Here is a 17,604-nt window from a genome sequence, read left to right on the forward strand (position 1 = left end):
CACAAGGGTAATACCGCAATGGGTGCAATAGAAAAGCTTATAACGACCGTCTCGACCAAGGGACAAGTCATCCTGCCCAGCGCTATCCGCAAACGGAGGGACTGGGGCGCGGGCACGCGCCTGCAGGTCGAAGACACACCGGACGGTGTACTTTTGAGACCGGCGCCTGCCTTTGCCCCGACACGACCAGAAGATGTCTTTGGTGTCCTGCCGCACAGTGGCAGACCGAAGACCTTGGAGGAGATGGACGCGGCCGTCCTTGCTGAAGCACGGCGGCGCCATGCTCGCGATTGATACCAACGTTGTCGTCAGGTATCTGACGAACGACGATCCCGAGCAGTCCCCGCGAGCCCGGCGGCTGATCGACGATCAGCCCGTTTTCGTCGCCGTCACGGTGATCCTGGAGGCTGAGTGGGTGCTGCGCAGCGGCTATGGTTATGATCAGGCCTCGATCGTCAATGCACTGCGGGTGTTCGGCGGGCTTCCCACTGTCGAGATAGAGGATGCTGCGATGGTCTCTTCCGCGGTCGATCTAGCCGAGACGGGAATGGATTTCGCCGATGCGCTCCATCTGGGCAAGTCCTCGCACTGCTCAGCATTTGTGTCCTTCGACCGTAAGTTCATCAAGGCCGCACAAGCGGCCGGGTACGAAAGCGTTCGCGAAGGCTAGTTTGCCAGCCGGCTACGTCTTGCGGGGGGCGGCAAACTCAAGCACGGCCTTGTGAAAATCGGCGGATTAACGTCGCCGTTTCGGCTTCTCCAGCAGCGCCACGGCCTCGACATGCGGCGACCACAGGAACTGGTCGATGGGCGTGACGCTCTTCAAGATGTAGCCGCCGTCAATCAGGATGCGCAGGTCTCGTGCCAGCGTCACCGGATTGCAGGAGACGGCGGCGACGAACGGCACATCCGAGCGGGCGATCTGCTTCGACTGGTCCTCGGCGCCGGCGCGCGGCGGGTCGAAGACGACGCCATCGAAAGCATTCAGCTCCTTGAACGTCAGCGGCCGCCGGAACAGGTCGCGGCGTTCGCCGGTTACCCGCTTCAGGCCGGTGGCGAAGCGCGATCCGCGGTCGAGCGCCGAAAGGGCTGCCGCGTCGCCTTCGACCGCGTGGACTTCGGATTTGGCCGCCAGCCGAAGCGCAAAGCTGCCGCAGCCGGCGAAAAGATCCGCGACTTTCCTGGCACGCTTCAGATGTCCGCCAACGAGATCGGCCATCGTCTGTTCGGCGGCTTGCGTTGCCTGCAGGAAGGCGCCAGGCGGTATGGCGACAGCGACGGTGCCGAACATGACCACCGGCTTTTTCGGCTCGATGACAATCTCGTCGTCGATCGAAAGCCGGGCAAAGCCATTGGCCATGATGAAGTTGGAGGCGACCCGGCGCTGGTTCTCGCCCAGCTTGCCCGACTCATAGACAGCGACGTCAAGCCCCGAGCCCGTCACAGTGACCGCCATCCGGAACGATTTGGTGGTGGCGCAAACCAGGTCGGCGACCGACCTCAAGCGATCGAGCGCGGCAACGATCTCCGGCAGCGAGATCGGACATTCCTCGATGGGGATGATTTCCGGCGACAGATGGCGATGGAAGCCAAGCAGCATGCCTGTGTCGGCGCGCCTGGCGGCAAGCACGACGCGGCGGCGTGTGTGTGGCGCACACGGCACCAGGGCGCCGATGTCGCCGGCAATGCCTTTCAAGGCATGCACGACCTTGTCGCGTTTCCATTGCTGGTAAGCGTCGGCTTGCAGATGCTGGACGGCGCAGCCGCCACATTCGGTGAAATGCCGGCAGGCCGGATCGATACGCAGCGGCGACGTCTCCAATACCGCCATCAGCATGGCGCGATCCCTCTCGCGCGCGGCGGTGACGGTCTCGCCGGGCAGGGTGAAGGGAATGAACAGCTCGCCGGTTTCCGTCTCGGCGACGCCGTCGCCCTGCGAACCCAGTCTCTTGATGGTGAAGCCCGTGCTCATCGGTCCTTGGTCCCGGCATCCTTGGTCCCGGCATCCTTGATCCCGGCAAGCAGGAATTCGCGGTTGCCGTCCCCGCCTTCGATCGGCGACATGTGCAAGCCCAATGTACGCCAGCCAGGGACGCCTTCGAGCCATTCCTGCAGCAAGCCGGCCACACGGGCGGCGTCATAAGGGTCTTTCAAAAGACCGCCCTTGCCGATCGCCTCGCGGCCGGCCTCGAATTGCGGCTTGACCAGAAACACCGCACGAGCGCCGTCCCGTGCCAATGCCAACGCCGGTGGCATCGCCAGTTTCAACGAGATGAAGCTTACATCGGAGACGATGAAATCGGGGATACGGCCGCCGAGATCGGCAGCCGCGAGCTCGCGAGCGTTGAGGCCCTCGATCACGGTGACGCGCGGGTCGGACGAGACACCGGGATGCATCTGGCCGTGGCCGACATCGATGGCAGTGACATGGGCCGCGCCGCGTTCGAGCAGCACCTGGGTGAAGCCGCCTGTCGAGGCGCCGATATCGAGGGCTTCACTGCCCGCGGGATCGAGACTGAAATGGTCGAGCCCGGCGATCAGCTTCAGCGCCGCGCGTGAGACATAACCCTGCGCCGGGTCGTCGATGACGATGAGACAGTGCGGCAGAACCGTCTGGCCGGGCTTGCGGGCGACCACGCCGTCGACCGTCACGGTGCCGCGCTCGACCGCGTCGCGGGCGCGCGAGCGGCTCGCAAACAGGCCGCGCTGGACGAGCAATTCGTCGAGCCGCTGGCGTGTGCTGGCTGGCAGAGGGGAGTTCATCGGCCTTCATGGCGAAAGCCGGCCGCGAAGGCAAGGACATTGGCATAGGAGGACGTCGAGACCCGGGCCGCAAGCCAGTCCGCCCGGTTGAATAGCGCAGCCAGTCCGGCAAGATGTAGAGGCTCAGGCAATGCGGAGGAAGACGAATGCTGACGGGAACCTGCCATTGCGGCGCCGCCCACTGGACCCTGGAAGGCGATCCCGGCCCGATCACGGCCTGCAATTGCACGCTTTGCCGCCGCTATGGCACACTCTGGGCCTATGACTTTGTCGACGAGCGTATCCGGCTTGCGGGGCCTGTGCAGTCCTACACCCGCGCCGGCAAGGAGACGCCGTCGCTGGAAATCCTGTTTTGCCCGACATGTGCCTGTGTGCTTGCCTGGCGCGGTTTGCGCCGCAGCGACAGCGGCCGCACGCGGATCGCCGTCAATGTCAGGCTGGCACCGCCGGAGGCGGTCGCCGACCTGCCGATCGACCATTTCGACGGGCTGGACACTTATGACGACCTGCCGCGCGATGGGCGCTGCGTGCGCGATATGTGGTTTTAGAAGATCGTCCGTGAGACCTGCCGTTCAACGGCCGGCATCAGGCCGTCGCTTCCGTCATCTGAAGCCTGCTTGCGCGGGCGCTCGACAGCAACGACTGGTGCGTCCGGCACGACGACAAGCTGCGGCACCTGCTTGTAGGAAAAAGCGCCCCTGATATCGCCCATCTTGCGGGCGACGATGCCTGCCACCGCCTGTTCGAGCTTGCGGTCATAGCGCGTCTCGGCCATGGCCGGCGGGGCGATGACGGCCAAAAGGGCCGCGCCGCACAGAAGCGTTCGCATTGTTTTTAACTCCCTGCCTGGAGGCAGTTCTAGCAGGGCGGCGTTGAAAAACGGCCAAAAGAGACGGTAAGCGAAACGCCAAAGAGAAGCGTTAACAAAGTGTCAGGCTTGCACAGGCAACTGCTTCAGCTGCGTGAGGTTTGATTCAGGCGCGCTGCGCGCGCGCGGAATGGCCGAGCGCGACGAACACGGTGCGCACGATGCCGGCCGCGTCGAGCCCGGCATCGGCATACATTTTTTCCGGCTTGGCGTGGTCGGTGAACTCGTCCGGCAGCACCAGCGGCCGAACTTTCAGACCGCTTTCCAGCAAGCCTTCATGGGCGAGGAACTGCAGCACGTGGCTGGCGAAACCGCCGACAGCCCCCTCTTCCACCGTCACCAGCACTTCGTGCGAGCGGGCGAGACGGCGGATCAAATCCTCGTCCAGCGGCTTGGCGAAGCGGGCGTCCGCAACCGTCGTCGAAAGCCCTGCCGCGCCGAGTTCCTCGGCCGCCAGCAGACAGTCCTGCAGTCTTGTGCCAAAGGACAGAAGCGCCACCTTGGTGCCTTCCCTGACGATGCGGCCCTTGCCAATTTCGAGCACCGAGCCGCGCTCCGGCATGTCGACGCCGACGCCATTGCCGCGCGGATAGCGGAAGGCGATCGGGCCTTCGTCATAATAGGCGGCGGTGCGCACCATGTGGCGAAGCTCCGCCTCGTCGGCGGCCGCCATCACCACGAAGCCCGGCAGCGTCGCCAGGAAGGTGGTGTCGAAGGCGCCGCAATGAGTGGCGCCGTCGGCGCCGACGAAACCGGCGCGGTCGATCGGGAAACGCACCGGCAGTTTCTGGATCGCCACATCATGGACGACCTGATCGTAGGCGCGCTGCAGGAAGGTCGAATAGATGGCGGCGAAGGGCTTGTAGCCCTCGCTGGCGAGGCCGGCGGCGAAGGTCACGGCATGTTGCTCGGCAATGCCGACATCGAAGGTCCGGGTCGGAAACGCTTCGCCGAACAAATCGAGGCCGGTGCCGTTCGGCATGGCGGCGGTGACGGCGACGATACGTTCGTCCAGGCGGGCTTCCTGGACCAGGCTTTCGGCAAACACCTTGGTGTAGGCCGGCGCATTGGCCGGGGCCTTGGTCTGCGCGCCGGTGATGACGTCGAACTTGTTCACGCCATGATATTTGTCGGCCGCAGCCTCGGCCGGCGCGTAGCCCTTGCCCTTCTGGGTCACGACATGGATCAGCACCGGACCGTCGGCATGGTCGCGGACGTTCTTCAGCACCGGGATCAGATGCTCGAGATTGTGGCCGTCGATCGGGCCGATATGGTAGAAGCCAAGCTCCTCGAACAGCGTGCCGCCGGTGACGTAGCCGCGCGCATGCTCGACCGCCCGCTTGATGGCGCGATCGGCACGCTTGCCGAGATAGGAGGTCAGTTTCTTGCCGAAGTCGCGCAGGCCAAGATAGGTCTTGCCAGAGGCAAGCCGCGCCAGATAGGCGCTCATGGCGCCGGTCGGCGGCGCGATCGACATGTCGTTGTCGTTGAGAATGACGATCAGGCGAGCATCGAGCGCGCCGGCATTGTTCATGGCTTCATAGGCCATGCCGGCAGACATGGCGCCGTCGCCAATGACGGCAATGACATTGTTGTGGCCGCCGGAGAGGTCGCGCGCCATGGCCATGCCGAGGCCAGCGGAAATGGAGGTCGAGGAGTGCGCGGCGCCGAACGGGTCGTATTCGCTCTCGGCGCGACGGGTGAAGCCGGACAGGCCGCCCTCCTGGCGCAGCGTGCGGATGCGGTCGCGGCGGCCGGTCAGGATCTTGTGCGGATAGGCCTGGTGGCCGACATCCCAGATCACGCGGTCTTCCGGCGTGTTGAAGACATAGTGCAGCGCCACCGTCAGTTCGACGACACCGAGGCCGGCGCCGAGATGCCCGCCCGTATGCGAGACGGCATCGATCAGCTCGGCGCGCAGCTCCGAGGCCAGCTGCGGCAGCTCGCTTTCGTCAAGCTTCTTCAGGTCGGCTGGAATGCGGACCTTGTCGAGAAGCGGCGTATGCAGCGTTGCGTTCACTGGTAAAGGGCCTGCTCAGCTATGATGCGCGTCGATCATGGCGAAATATGCCTGCGTCGCCGGAATGTAAATGCGTGTCAGTGACGCGGGTGATGCTGACGTTAATTGTCCGGTAACGGAATGAACTCTTCCTCGTCTCCGGGAACGATATCGAAGCGGCCCGTCTTCCATTCCTGCTTGGCCTGTTCGATGCGTTCCTTCGACGACGAGACGAAGTTCCACCAGATGTGGCGCGGGGAGCCGAGCGAAGCGCCGCCGAAGAGCATGAAATGGGCGCCGCGCTCGGACGACACGACGATCTCGTCGCCAGGCCGGAACACCAGCAGCCGTTCGGCCGGAAAACGGTCGCCCGAGATTGAGACATCGCCGTCCAGCGTGTAGATGGCGCGTTCCTCGGCGTCGGCGGGAATTTTGACGCTGGCGCCGGGCGCCAGCCTCAGATCGGCGTAGAGCGTCTCGGTGTCGGCTCTTACCGGCGAGCGCAGTCCCTGGAAATCGCCGATCACCACGCGGCCGGAAACACCTTCGGCGTCGATCTCGGGCAGAAGGAGCGCGGCCGTGTTCTCGAACACCGGCGCCACTTCCTCCTTGCCGTCGGGCAAAGCCAGCCATGTCTGCAGGCCGGAGACCGACATCGGCGCGCCGCGCAGTTCTTCGGGCGTGCGCTCGGAATGGACAATGCCGCGGCCGGCGGTCATCAAATTCACGTCGCCGGGCTGGATGACCATCTCGGTGCCGAGCGAATCGCGGTGCCTGATATTGCCGTCGAACAGATAGGTGACGGTGGAAAGCCCGATATGCGGGTGCGGGCGCACATCCATCGCCTGCCCGGCGCGCAAGATGGCCGGCCCCATGCGGTCGAAGAAGATGAAGGGACCAACCAGCCGCCGCTTTGCCGTCGGCAGAGCGCGGCGAACCTGGAAGCCGCCAATGTCCTTGGCGTTTGGAATGACCATGAGCTCGATCTGGTCGCTGGCGAAGGCATCGCCAGGCTCAGGGTCCTTGCCGGGGAAGAAACTCATCTGGATGTCTTCAGGCGAAGCGGAGCGCCGATTTGGCTTTTGCCTTGGCCGCCACCTCTTCGCGATTGCGCGGATGATGCGTGGTTTCCAGCGAATGCAGCAATTCATGCGCCGATTCGGCGATCGCCTCGACGGCGCGGTCGAAGGCTGCCTGGTTGCGCTGCGAGGGGCGCGTCGTTCCGCTCAGTTTGCGCACGAATTGAAGGGCGGCGTCGCGGATCTCGTCATGGGTCGCCGGCGGCTCGAAATTGAACAGGGTCTTGATGTTTCTGCACATGCTTGAACTCCTATCTGCTTTATGCCCGCCCCATTCCACTACTCCGCGTCGAGCGGCTCCGTTCCCACCGGTTTGCCATCACGCGACAGCCTGATCTTCTCGACCTTGTCTTCGGCCGCCTTCAGCAGCCGGTCGCAATGGGCCTTCAGCGCCTCGCCGCGCTCATAGATCTTGATCGACTGGTCGAGCGGCACGTCGCCGCGTTCGAGATCATCGACGATCTTCTCCAGCGCGTCGAGTGCCTGCTCGAAGCTCATCGCCTTCACGTCTTCATTTGCTTCGCCAGCCATACTTTACCCCTTCATCAGCCGCCCGACATGGGCGGCCACCGAAAATGCCAGTCCTTGCAGATCGTAGCCGCCCTCGAGCAGGCTGACGAGCCGGTTGCCGCTGTGGCGCCCGGCGCGCTCCAGCAGTTGGCCGGTCGCCCAGTCGAAATCGCCCTCGTTGAGGTTGATCTCGGCCAGCGGATCGCGATGGTGGGCGTCGAAACCGGCGGAAATGATGATCAGATCGGGCGCGAAATTGTCGAGCGCCGGCAGGACGCGCGACAGCAAGGCATCGCGAAAGACCTCTGAGCCGGTCTGTGGCGCCAGCGGCGCGTTGACGATGTTACCGGCGCCGGTTTCGGTCTTGGCCCCCGTGCCGGGATAGAGCGGCATCTGGTGCGTCGAACAATAGAGCACCGACGGATCGTCCCAGAAGATGTCCTGCGTGCCGTTGCCGTGATGGACGTCCCAGTCGACGATGGCGACGCGCTCAGCGCCGTGTTTCTTCTGCGCATAACGCGCGGCGATGGCCGCGGTGTTGAACAGGCAAAAGCCCATCGCCGTGGTCTTTTCGGCATGGTGGCCGGGCGGACGCGCGGCGACGAAGGCGTTGGCGACACGGCCCTCGAAGACATCGTCTACGGCGGCATTGGCCGCGCCGATGGCGGTCACCACCGCCTGCCAGCTTTTCGGGCTGGCGCTGGTGTCGGCGTCGATCGGGGCAATGCCGCTTTCAGGGATCGCGGCGCGGACCCGAGCCACGAAATCCTCAGGGTGGGCATAGAGGATCGTCGCCTCGTCGCCTTGCGGCGCCGTGACCCGATCGAGCGCCGCAAAGGCCTCGTCATCGAGCACGCGCTCGATGGCGCGCAAGCGGTCGGGTCGCTCCGGATGACCGGGCGGCGTCAGATGTTCGAGGAAGATCGGATGGGTGTAGAGCCTTGTGACCATGACCCGATATAGGCGCGCCCGGCCGCTTTGACCATGGTTTGACGCCGCGCCGCCCCGACGTTCAACAGGGTTTAGGTGCTCGGCTGCGTCCAGCGCGAGCCGCCGAATGAGGCCAGCGCCTTGTCCCTGAGCTCCCGGAACTTGGACGACGCCTCGGCCAGCCGCTGGTCCCATTCGGCGTTCGGCACCTGGCCTTCAATCGTCCTAAAATAGACCTGCATCAGGCAGGCGATGGCGAAGGGTTCGATGAATGCCGCCTTGAAGGCCCAGGCCAGCAGGATCGCCAGCACGAAGGCCCAGCCGCCGAGCTGCCCCGGGATGAACCACATGATGGCGGCGGCCGGCGCCAGCATCAGCAGGAAGATGACGAAGGACACGCCCCACATGATCACCGCCAGCCAGACGGCGTTCTTGACCATGGTCTTGCCGTTCTGGGCATAGAGCACGACGCCTTGCCGCGCCGTCTCGAAGGGCGAGGACGAGTTGATGCGGATGTTGTAGCCGAGGATGATCTCGTCGACATAGGTCAGCGACAGGCGGATGACTGTGTTGATGAAAGCGACCAGGCCGCCGAGGCCCGGAATGGGCAGGAAGGCGGCGATGCCGCCGATCAGGCCGGTGATGGCGCGGATGGCGCCCTTGACCAGCTGGTCGAGCACGAAAAGGATGTTGGCCTCGGCGAAACGCTCCTTCACAACATCCTTGGCGTAGGCGATCTGGTCCTGGCCATTGGGAACGTCCCTACCGTCGATCAGATGGACCATGACGGCGATATGGCCGGCTTTGACGACGTAGAGGATGTATTCGCGGATCCAGTAAAGCGCGATCGAAACGACGCCAATGCCGACGATGCCGCCCCAGAGTGCAAAGGACAGCGGCCCGTCGGGATCGGTGGAGATGTGGCCGACGCCATAGCCGACCGAGGCGCCGCTGCCGGTCGCCACGATATAAGCCAGCGTGATGCCGAAATAGACGATCATGCGAAAGACGATGAACGGCCATGTCCTGATCATGATGGACACCGACCTGCCGATTTCGAAATCCCACATGCGCCCGAATCTCCCCTCAGAGAATGGACGGCGAGGATGATCCCGGGCCTGGAATTGTCAACATCGGCAAATCCCGAGTCGTGGGTCAGTTTGAAATCTGAAGGTGATAGTCGAACTCCCAGCGTCCCAGCCTCGTTAGTTGCGCAGCTATCGCGTCCCATGTATCGCCCTCGGTAGCTGCGCAACGATCTATGAGAAACTTTTCCAGTTCAGCGTAGTCGAATCTGAGCATGAAAATTACGCTGTCTCCAGAAAACACGTTGCCGCTTTGCGAGCGAAGAAAATAGTTCGGAGAGCAGACTGTCGCCGTAAATGCGTCGGCGCTCGCATCTCCTTCTGGGCCCGCGTAGAAATCTATAGTAATGGAAAAGTCGGTGGGATCGCGCGGCTTCCACGTGTCAAGGGCGAATGTGCCAGCTTTGGTCTCTACAACTCGGTGACCCTTGTATTGTGCTCTCATAGGGGCAATTCTCCACGCTTTCTATAGGTGCCCGCACCATCGGCTTCTCAGCTTCCTTCGCCTCGATCAGCGCAACGATGTCCGCAATCTCAAACTGATCCACTGCCAAAATGCCGGGTCTCGGCGGTGAGATTTCAGACCGGCTGAGGACCCTGCTTCTTCAGCAACCCTTCGAGCAACTGTTTGAAGGCCGCCACCACGGTCTTCGACGTCGCTTCGGGGTCGCTCGAATTGGCGATGCGCTGCGCCGCCTGGCTGCTGGCGCCGTTGATCAGCCGCGCGGCGGTTTCGGGGTCGACACCGGGGACGACCACCCCCTCCTGCTGCAGAGCGGTCAGATGATCGGTCATTGAACCGACGCAGGCATTGGCATTCGGCCATTGCGCCGGATCCCCCAGCACGGCCGGGCCATCCCTGAACATGATGCGCTGGATTTCGGGCTCCAGCGCCATTTCGATATAGGTCGTGCATTCGTCGACGAAATGCTGCCAGCGGGTCGGCGCTTTCGACGCGATCTCATTTATGCGAACCGCCATCTCGCCATCGATTTCGGCGATGACCGCCTGCAGCAGCCCCTTCTTGTCGCCGAAATGATGGTAGAGCGCGCCGCGCGTCAGCCCGGCCGAGGCGGTGAAATCGTCCATCGACGCCTCGGCATAGCCGATCGTACCGAAGGCATGGCGGGCCGCCGTGATCAGCTTGGCGCGCGTTTCGGCGATCATCTCCTTGCGGGGTCTGTGCATGGTTCTGGCCTTATTCACATACGCATCGTATGCCAATTGACATACGGCGCGTATGCACTATCTTACAATCATACGCATCGTATGTAATTGTTGAATTGGCCTTTGTCGAGGAGCCCGCAATGCAAAACCCCTACGCCGAAATCTTTCGTGCCCCCGGAGCCAAGGGCTTTGCCAGCGCCGGCTTCCTGGCGCGCCTGCCGATCGCCATGGCGCCGATCGGACTCGTGGCGATGCTGTCGCAAACGCATGGCGAATACTGGCTGGCCGGCGCCGTCGCGGCGACCTTCGCGCTGAGCAATGCTTTCGTGGCGCCGCAAATCTCAAGGCTGGTCGACCGGCTCGGCCAGACGCGTATCGTTGTTCCCACCACCATTGTCACCGTGATCGCCTTTGCGGTGCTGATTGCGGCAGCCAATCAGGACTGGCCGCTATGGACATTGTTCGTGTCGGCATTGGCGGCTGCCGCCATGCCCAGCATGCCGGCCATGGTGCGCGCGCGTTGGACCGAGATTTTCCGCGGCCGGCCGCAGATGAACACCGCTTTCGCCTTCGAGTCGGCTGCGGACGAACTCGTCTACATCGCAGGCGCATCGCTGTCGGTGGGCTTGAGCGCCGCCCTCTTCCCCGAAGCTGGTGTTCTGGTGAGCACGCTGTTCCTCGCCATCGGCTCGACAGCTTTCATCCTGCAGCGCTCGACCGAGCCGCAAGTGCGGCCGGTGGATCGTGTCACAAGCGGCTCGGCAATCCGGCTGCGCCCAGTGCAGATCATCACCTTCGCCCTGATCTTCGTCGGCACCACCTTCGCGACGACGGAAGTGAGCACGGTGGCGATCACCAAGGAACTCGGCCAACCGGGCGCCGCCAGCCTCGTTATCGGGGTCTATGCGCTGGGATCGTTCGTGCTCGGCCTCGTTGTCGGCGCGCTCAATCTGAAAGCACCGTTGCAGCGCCAACTGGCCATCGCGGTCGCTCTTGTCGCGCTCGGCACATTGCTGCCCCTAACGGCCGGCACCGTGCCGCTCTTGGCGCTGGCCGTGTTCATCAGCGGCGTGGCGATTTCGCCGACCTTCATCACCGCCTTCGGCCTGATCGAGCGGCACGTGCCGGAAGCGATGCTGACCGAGGGGATCACCTGGGTGATGACCGGGATTGGCATCGGCATGGCGCTGGGCTCGTTTGCCGCCGGCGCCGTCGTGGACGCCTTTGGAGCTCAGAACGGGTTCTGGGTCTCGGTGGCGGCCGGCACTATCGCACTGGTCACGGTGCTCGCCGGCCAGCGCAGCCTGGCCACCCATGAATGCGAGCTGGACGGATGCGACGCGGCCGCCGTTCCCGCGGAATAGGAGCACAAGCGTCCGGTTCAGCTCACGGAACGGACGCCGTTCACCTTGAAGAAGCCGGGCTTCCTAGGAGTGTTCAAACCTGTTGCGAATCTCGTCCCCATCAACAACGACGACGGGACTTCCCAGTGTCTCGACCATATCCGGGTTCAGATGGGGTATTGTTTCAGCGCGCCCGACCATCGGCGGACATTCTCCGGCGCAATACACGACCGAGCTGGTGACACGCAGGATTTTCCACAGCGCTTCGTAGAGGCGCGGACCGTCGGGCGGCCGCGCGACGGTGAAGCCTGAACATCGCGAGGCATCGCCGGGGTCGAAATTGAGATAGAGGTCGGCCGACGACGCATCGTCATAGGCGACGACCCAGCAGGTGAATTCAGGTTCACGCCTGGTGACGAACGGCGCGAAGGCATCCTCGACGATCGATGTGGGGAAGTAGCTCTCTTCGCCATCTTCAAAGCAATTGAGATAGGCCTCGAAGCTCATCCGACCGCCCCCTGTCCCCTAGAAAATCTCGGTCTTGGCGATATGAATGCCAAAGCCCTCAAGCCCGACATAGTGGCGTTCGCGCGAGGCGATCAAATTGATCGAGGAGATGCCGAGATCCTTGAGAATCTGCGCGCCGAGGCCGATTTCTCGCCACTCGTTCTCACGGCGGCGGGCCTCTTCGTGGTCCTCACGGTCGGCACTCATCGGCCGGTTGCGCTCCTGATGGGCGACGCCGACCGAACCCTCTCGGAGGTAAACGATGACGCCGCGCTTGCGTTCGCCCATCGCCTTCATAATGGCGTCGAGCCGGTGGCTGGTGCCGAACACGTCGGTCACCACATCCTCCGAATGCAGCCGCACCGGCACGTCCTCGCCGTCACGGATGTCGCCGAAAACGACCGCGACATGGTGCATGGAATCCCAGGGCAGCGTGTAGGTGAAGACCTGTGCCTTGCCGCCGAGTGTGTCGATTTCGGAGCAGGCGACGCGTTCGACCAGCGTTTCCTTGCGCTGCCGGTAGGCGATGAGGTCGGCGACCGAGACCTGCTTGAGGCCGTGTTCCTCGGCAAAGCTCGCCACCTGCGGGCCGCGCTTGACGGTGCCGTCGTCATTGACCAACTCCGAGATCACGCCAACCGGCGGCAGGCCGGCAAGCTTGCAGAGATCGACCGCGGCTTCGGTATGGCCCGAACGCATCAGCACGCCGCCTTCCCTAGCGATCAGCGGGAAGATGTGGCCGGGGCGAACGAAATCCGAACCGCCGACATTGCCGTTGGCCAGGTTGCGCACGGTCAGCGTGCGGTCCTCGGCCGAAATGCCGGTGGTGGTGCCATGCTTGAAATCGACGCTGACGGTAAAGGCCGTGGTGTGGGCGGAATCATTGTCGGCGACCATCGGCTGCAGATTGAGCCGCTTGGCCTCCTCGCGCGGCATCGGCGTGCAGACGATGCCGGAGGTGTGACGGATGATGAAGGCCATTTTCTCCGGGCTGCAATGCACGGCGGCAACGATCAGGTCGCCCTCGTTCTCACGCCCGTCATCGTCCATGACGACGACGATCTCGCCGCGCTCGAAGGCGCGGATGGCTTCGACGATTTTCTTCTGATCGTATGGCATTGGCTCGCTTCGCTCGCAGGGAATAGGGGTTGGGCAGTAGGAGTTAGGGAAGGAAGTACGGGCTGGCTTATTGCCTAATCCCTACTGCCTAATCCCCGGCCTGTCTGTCCCCGGTGCCGCAGATAATGGTCGGCGATGGCGCAGGCAACCATGGCTTCGCCGATCGGCACGGCGCGGATGCCGACGCAGGGGTCGTGGCGGCCCTTGGTCATGACGTCGACGTCGTTGCCGTCCTTGTCGATGGATTTGCGCGGCGTCAGGATCGACGAGGTCGGCTTGACGGCGAAGCGGGCGACGATCGCCTGGCCGGTCGAGATGCCGCCCAGAATGCCGCCGGCATTGTTGGACAAGAAGACCGGCTTGCCGTCATTGCCGATGCGCATCTCGTCGGCATTCTGTTCGCCGGTGATGCGGGCGGCTTCGAAACCGTTGCCGATCTCGACGCCCTTGACGGCGTTGATCGACATCAGGCCGGACGCGATGTCCTGGTCGAGCTTGGCGTATATCGGCGCGCCAAGGCCGGCCGGCACGCCGTCGGCGACGATCTCGATAACCGCGCCGACCGAGGAGCCGGATTTGCGGATGCCGTCGAGATAGCTGGTGAAGACCGGAACGGAGGCCGGATCGGGGGTGAAGAACGGGTTTTCGGCGTCACCGATGAAATTCCAGTTCCAGTTGGCGCGGTCGATCGATTTCTCGCCCATAGACACCAGCGCGCCGCGCACCACCATGCCGGGCACCACCTTACGGGCGAGCGCGCCGGCGGCCACGCGCGCGGCCGTCTCGCGGGCCGAGGAGCGGCCGCCGCCGCGATGGTCGCGCAGGCCGTATTTGACGTCATAGGTGTAGTCGGCGTGGCCGGGCCGGTACTGGCGGGCGATCTCGCCATAGTCCTTGGAGCGCTGGTCGACATTCTCGATCAGCATCGAGACGGGCGTGCCGGTGGTGATCATCGTCTCGCCGTCCTCGTCGAGGATGAAGCCGGATAGCACGTTCACCTCGTCCGGCTCGCGGCGCTGGGTCACAAAACGCGACTGGCCGGGACGGCGCTTGTCGAGTTCGGCCTGGATTTCGGCCCGTGTGAAGCGGATGCCGGGCGGGCAGCCGTCGACGACACAGCCGAGCGACGGGCCATGGCTTTCGCCCCAGGTGGTGACGCGGAAGAGATGGCCGAACGTGTTGTGAGACATGAATTTTAGCCCTGCCCGGCAGCGGAGCCGGATCAAGGGTGCGTTCTATTGGCGTTTTCCACAGCGGTCAAACTGTGATCCGGCGGTTTTAGTTTTGACACATTCGGTTGGTTTCTGCTCTCTTCCATCCGCCCGTTGAAAGCTCGCCGCCATGCAGGCGCAATGACAAAGAGGACGACGATGCGTACCCTGATTGGCGCTGCTGCCGCCATGTTGCTGATTTCCACCGCCGCCTATGCCGGCCAGACCGAAGGCCTGATCAAGAAGGTCGACAAGGACGCGCTGACGCTGACGCTGGAGGACGGCAAGTCCTTCAAGCTCAACGCCGAGACCGATCTCGATTCGCTAAAGCCGGGCATGGATATCGTCATTGCCTATGACGTGACGAATGGCGAGAACGTCGTCACCGACATGGAACTGCCCGACACCGAGTAACACCGACGCCGAACAGGGTCTTGCCGCTCGGCGGAGCCCTGCCCGGATAAACAGGACGGTCGTCCTGTTTTTATCTGCTCGAACCTAAAGCCAATCCAGACGCCCGTCCTGCAGCCTGAGCACCCGGTCCTGCCGCACTTCCAGGTTTGCCGCTTCATGTTCGGAAACACCTTCGACCATCCGAAACAGAGTCCGCACGACGCCACCATGCGTGACGCAGACCGTCTGGCGGTCGAGCGCCTCGAACCACGGCTTCACCCGTTCGAGCAGCATCTGGTAGCTTTCGGCGCCCTCGCCCGGCGGCTGGAAATTCCATTTGTTGCGTCGTCGCGCCTTCGCCGAGCCCGGCATTCGCGCGTCGAGTTCGGCATAGGTAAAGCCCTGCCAGTCGCCAAAGTGCACCTCGACCAGACGCGGGTCGGTGCGGTAGGCATCGGGATCGAGCTGCATCGCCAAGCGCAGCCGCTGCATCGTCTCGCGCGTCCGCTTCATCGGGCTGGCGACAAAGTCGAAATCCTCAGGATTCTGGATCAGTTCGGCCAGCCGCCGTCCATTGCGGGTCGCCTGCTCGCGGCCGAGCGCGTTGAGATCGGTGTCGGCCTGGCCCTGCAGCCGCGACTCGGCATTCCACTGCGTCTGGCCATGGCGCACGATGTAGACGAGCGGAACCATCAGGTCTTCCGGAAATCAGGACAGGCGGGCGGAAACCGCGGCAGAACTATTCCTTGACGGTCGAAATATCCGGCGCGTCGACCGCCTTCATGCCGACGACGTGATAGCCGGAATCGACATGGTGCACCTCGCCGGTGACGCCACGCGACAGGTCCGACAGGAAATAGACGGCGGAATCGCCGACTTCTTCCTGGGTGACGGTCTGCTTCAGCGGCGAATTGTATTCGTTCCACTTGAGGATGTAGCGGAAGTCGCCGATGCCCGAAGCAGCCAAGGTCTTGATCGGCCCGGCCGAGATAGCGTTGACGCGGATCTTCTTGCCGCCGAGGTCGACGGCGAGATAGCGCACGCTGGCTTCGAGCGCGGCCTTGGCGACACCCATGACGTTGTAATGCGGCATGACCTTTTCGGCGCCGTAATAGGTCAGCGTCAGCAGCGAGCCGCCATCGGTCATCAACGCTTCGGCGCGCTTGGCGATGGTGGTGAAGGAATAGACCGAAATGTCCATGGTGCGCAGGAAATTGTCGCGCGTCGTCTCGACATAGCGTCCGGTCAGCTCGTCCTTGTCGGAAAAGGCGATGGCATGGACGAGGAAGTCGAGCTTGCCGCCCCAATGCTTGGCGACATTGGCAAACACCTCGTCGAGGCTCGCCGGATCAGTGACATCGCAATGACCGGCGACAAAGGCGCCCAATTCCGCAGCCAGCGGCTCGACGCGCTTCTTGAACGCCTCGCCCTGATAGGTCAGCGCGATCTCGGCGCCATGGTCGACGCAGGCCTTGGCGATGCCGTAGGCAATCGATCTGTTGTTGGCGACGCCCAGTATAAGGCCGCGCTTGCCGGCCATAAGGCCCTGTCCACCCGCCATGTCAGCGCTCTCCGAAAGATTTTCTGCTTTGGAGTGCCTATCGCACAGGCAGAAAGGCGCATCAAGCGCAGACGGGGCGCGCGTTCAATTCAGACACTCGGCGTGACAACGAATGGGGGATAATAACGTTGTTGTGAGATTTGAACGCCTCACTGCGGCCAGCGCGCCTTGATGGCCCAGGCCCGCCCGACCAGCCGAATCGGCTGGCCGGCAACGCATCGGCCCTATCCAGCCATTTTGCGCCAGGGAATGAGCATTCCCACCTGCTTGCGGTAGCTTCGGTACTGATCGCCGAACATCGCGACGAGATCGCGTTCCTCGAGGAAGATGCCGAGCAAGATGTAGCCGGTGCTGCCCGCCGCGAACAGGAGATGGCCCCATGTCATGGACGGCGTCGCCCAGAAGGCCAGGAGGAAGCCGACATAGAGCGGGTGCCGGACCCATTTGTAGAACAGTGGCGTCCTGAACACGGGCGGCGCCGGTTCGCTCTTGCGCAAAGCGGCGAGAACCTGGCGCAGGCCGAACAGTTCGAAATGGTTGATCAGAAAGGTGCTGGTCAACAATACCGCCCAGCCGAGCCAGAACACGCCATGGATGACGGCGACCCAGACCGGGTTCTCGACCGTCCAGACGAGACCGGGAATCGGCCGCCATTGCCAGTAGAGCAGCAGCAGGATGAGGCTGGCCAAAAGCACATAGGTGCTGCGTTCGGCCGCGTGCGGGACAATCCGTGTCCACCAGCGCTTGAAAACCGGTCGCGCCATGATGCTGTGCTGGGCGGCGAAAAGGCCGAGCAGCAGTGCATTGACGATGACGGCTTCGACCGGACTTCCAGCGACTCCGGAATCGATCGATTTCGGCACGACCATGTTGCCGACGAAACCGACCGCATAGAGAAACGAACCGAGAAAAATCAGGTATGCGGCAACGCCGTAGATAAGGGTGATTACGCCCGCCATGACTGCCCCTCCATGCAAGCATCAGGATTCGGTCGGTCGACCGAATTCAGCGTCAAAAACCATAAATTTTCTAGCGAGTCAACTTGATCGGTCGCTCGACCGAGATAGAG

22 protein-coding genes are annotated in these 17,604 nt (G+C 63.2%); 5 read left to right on the forward strand and 17 right to left on the reverse strand.

What is annotated here, in order from left to right:
• Positions 1 to 18: 18 nt before the first annotated feature.
• Positions 19 to 294 (forward strand): AbrB/MazE/SpoVT family DNA-binding domain-containing protein, encoded by a 276-nt coding sequence (locus NKI64_RS08355; protein WP_081725433.1) that lies wholly within the window; start codon positions 19 to 21, stop codon positions 292 to 294.
• A complete protein-coding gene (locus NKI64_RS08360; protein ID WP_352500453.1) occupies positions 281 to 670 on the forward strand; it encodes a type II toxin-antitoxin system VapC family toxin in 390 nt (129 codons plus the stop codon). The genes NKI64_RS08355 and NKI64_RS08360 overlap by 14 nt, the downstream gene beginning before the upstream one ends.
• Before the next feature lie 66 nt (positions 671 to 736).
• Here NKI64_RS08360 and NKI64_RS08365 read toward each other — a convergent pair whose 3' ends face one another.
• Both NKI64_RS08365 and NKI64_RS08370 read right to left on the reverse strand, forming a co-directional pair.
• Entirely contained in the window at positions 737 to 1,972 is a 1,236-nt protein-coding gene (locus NKI64_RS08365) for a class I SAM-dependent RNA methyltransferase (RefSeq protein ID WP_023668426.1), read from the reverse strand.
• The gene (locus NKI64_RS08370) at positions 1,969 to 2,763 is read right to left on the reverse strand and encodes a TlyA family RNA methyltransferase (protein ID WP_023702017.1); all 795 of its coding nucleotides are present in this window, start codon (positions 2,761 to 2,763) and stop codon (positions 1,969 to 1,971) included. Before NKI64_RS08370 ends, NKI64_RS08365 begins: the two co-directional genes overlap by 4 nt.
• Positions 2,764 to 2,909: 146 nt before the next feature.
• Here NKI64_RS08370 and NKI64_RS08375 point away from each other — a divergent pair, with 146 nt between their 5' ends.
• Positions 2,910 to 3,311, forward strand: a complete 402-nt coding sequence (locus tag NKI64_RS08375) for a GFA family protein (protein ID WP_023687142.1) — start codon at positions 2,910 to 2,912, stop codon at positions 3,309 to 3,311.
• Here NKI64_RS08375 and NKI64_RS08380 read toward each other — a convergent pair.
• From NKI64_RS08380 to NKI64_RS08420, 9 genes are all read right to left on the reverse strand, one after another.
• Positions 3,308 to 3,592, reverse strand: coding sequence for a hypothetical protein (locus NKI64_RS08380; RefSeq protein ID WP_023740703.1), 285 nt, complete (start codon positions 3,590 to 3,592; stop codon positions 3,308 to 3,310). The two genes, NKI64_RS08375 and NKI64_RS08380, sit on opposite strands and share 4 nt — an antisense overlap.
• 145 nt (positions 3,593 to 3,737) lie before the next feature.
• Complete coding sequence (gene dxs, locus NKI64_RS08385; protein ID WP_023685414.1) at positions 3,738 to 5,651, reverse strand: 1-deoxy-D-xylulose-5-phosphate synthase; 1,914 nt, start codon at positions 5,649 to 5,651, stop codon at positions 3,738 to 3,740.
• 101 nt (positions 5,652 to 5,752) lie between these two features.
• The gene (locus tag NKI64_RS08390; RefSeq protein ID WP_023685413.1) at positions 5,753 to 6,673 is read right to left on the reverse strand and encodes a pirin family protein; all 921 of its coding nucleotides are present in this window, start codon (positions 6,671 to 6,673) and stop codon (positions 5,753 to 5,755) included.
• Between the two features lie 10 nt (positions 6,674 to 6,683).
• Positions 6,684 to 6,950 carry a DUF2277 domain-containing protein gene (locus NKI64_RS08395; protein WP_023668432.1) on the reverse strand — a complete coding sequence of 89 codons (267 nt, stop codon included), beginning with the start codon at positions 6,948 to 6,950 and terminating at the stop codon, positions 6,684 to 6,686.
• Between the two features lie 38 nt (positions 6,951 to 6,988).
• Positions 6,989 to 7,240 (reverse strand): exodeoxyribonuclease VII small subunit, encoded by a 252-nt coding sequence (locus NKI64_RS08400; protein ID WP_023668433.1) that lies wholly within the window; start codon positions 7,238 to 7,240, stop codon positions 6,989 to 6,991.
• A gap of 3 nt (positions 7,241 to 7,243) precedes the next feature.
• Complete coding sequence (locus tag NKI64_RS08405) at positions 7,244 to 8,170, reverse strand: histone deacetylase family protein (protein WP_023692080.1); 927 nt, start codon at positions 8,168 to 8,170, stop codon at positions 7,244 to 7,246.
• A gap of 71 nt (positions 8,171 to 8,241) precedes the next feature.
• Positions 8,242 to 9,219 carry a hypothetical protein gene (locus NKI64_RS08410; RefSeq protein WP_023692081.1) on the reverse strand — a complete coding sequence of 326 codons (978 nt, stop codon included), beginning with the start codon at positions 9,217 to 9,219 and terminating at the stop codon, positions 8,242 to 8,244.
• 85 nt (positions 9,220 to 9,304) lie between these two features.
• Positions 9,305 to 9,679 (reverse strand): Imm8 family immunity protein, encoded by a 375-nt coding sequence (locus tag NKI64_RS08415; protein ID WP_023692082.1) that lies wholly within the window; start codon positions 9,677 to 9,679, stop codon positions 9,305 to 9,307.
• A gap of 134 nt (positions 9,680 to 9,813) precedes the next feature.
• Positions 9,814 to 10,422: a TetR/AcrR family transcriptional regulator gene (locus NKI64_RS08420; RefSeq protein ID WP_023692083.1), complete on the reverse strand. Its 609-nt coding sequence runs from the start codon at positions 10,420 to 10,422 to the stop codon at positions 9,814 to 9,816.
• A gap of 119 nt (positions 10,423 to 10,541) precedes the next feature.
• On the opposite strand from NKI64_RS08420, the gene NKI64_RS08425 reads away from it, so the two are divergent.
• Positions 10,542 to 11,765, forward strand: coding sequence for an MFS transporter (locus NKI64_RS08425; RefSeq protein WP_023692084.1), 1,224 nt, complete (start codon positions 10,542 to 10,544; stop codon positions 11,763 to 11,765).
• Positions 11,766 to 11,828: 63 nt separating this feature from the next.
• Here NKI64_RS08425 and NKI64_RS08430 read toward each other — a convergent pair whose 3' ends face one another.
• The 3 genes from NKI64_RS08430 to aroC all read right to left on the reverse strand — a co-directional run bounded on the left by NKI64_RS08430 (position 11,829) and on the right by aroC (position 14,560).
• The gene (locus tag NKI64_RS08430) at positions 11,829 to 12,251 is read right to left on the reverse strand and encodes a hypothetical protein (protein WP_352667531.1); all 423 of its coding nucleotides are present in this window, start codon (positions 12,249 to 12,251) and stop codon (positions 11,829 to 11,831) included.
• An 18-nt stretch (positions 12,252 to 12,269) separates the two neighbouring features.
• Positions 12,270 to 13,370 carry a 3,4-dihydroxy-2-butanone-4-phosphate synthase gene (ribB, locus tag NKI64_RS08435; protein ID WP_023685407.1) on the reverse strand — a complete coding sequence of 367 codons (1,101 nt, stop codon included), beginning with the start codon at positions 13,368 to 13,370 and terminating at the stop codon, positions 12,270 to 12,272.
• A gap of 74 nt (positions 13,371 to 13,444) precedes the next feature.
• Positions 13,445 to 14,560 carry a chorismate synthase gene (gene aroC / locus NKI64_RS08440; RefSeq protein ID WP_023685406.1) on the reverse strand — a complete coding sequence of 372 codons (1,116 nt, stop codon included), beginning with the start codon at positions 14,558 to 14,560 and terminating at the stop codon, positions 13,445 to 13,447.
• 180 nt (positions 14,561 to 14,740) lie between these two features.
• Here aroC and NKI64_RS08445 point away from each other — a divergent pair, with 180 nt between their 5' ends.
• Complete coding sequence (locus NKI64_RS08445; RefSeq protein ID WP_023685405.1) at positions 14,741 to 14,995, forward strand: DUF1344 domain-containing protein; 255 nt, start codon at positions 14,741 to 14,743, stop codon at positions 14,993 to 14,995.
• An 84-nt stretch (positions 14,996 to 15,079) separates the two neighbouring features.
• On the opposite strand, the gene NKI64_RS08450 is transcribed toward NKI64_RS08445, so the two are convergent.
• From NKI64_RS08450 to mddA, 3 genes are all read right to left on the reverse strand, one after another.
• Positions 15,080 to 15,667 carry a histidine phosphatase family protein gene (locus tag NKI64_RS08450; RefSeq protein ID WP_023685404.1) on the reverse strand — a complete coding sequence of 196 codons (588 nt, stop codon included), beginning with the start codon at positions 15,665 to 15,667 and terminating at the stop codon, positions 15,080 to 15,082.
• Between the two features lie 46 nt (positions 15,668 to 15,713).
• On the reverse strand, positions 15,714 to 16,535 hold the full coding sequence (gene fabI / locus NKI64_RS08455; protein WP_023727494.1) for an enoyl-ACP reductase FabI: 822 nt from the start codon (positions 16,533 to 16,535) through the stop codon (positions 15,714 to 15,716).
• 224 nt (positions 16,536 to 16,759) lie between these two features.
• Positions 16,760 to 17,494 (reverse strand): methanethiol S-methyltransferase, encoded by a 735-nt coding sequence (gene mddA, locus NKI64_RS08460; RefSeq protein WP_023685403.1) that lies wholly within the window; start codon positions 17,492 to 17,494, stop codon positions 16,760 to 16,762.
• Between the last annotated feature and the right edge of the window lie 110 nt (positions 17,495 to 17,604).

The sequence above is a fragment of the Mesorhizobium sp. M0478 genome (assembly GCF_040321305.1).
Taxonomy (GTDB): domain Bacteria; phylum Pseudomonadota; class Alphaproteobacteria; order Rhizobiales; family Rhizobiaceae; genus Mesorhizobium.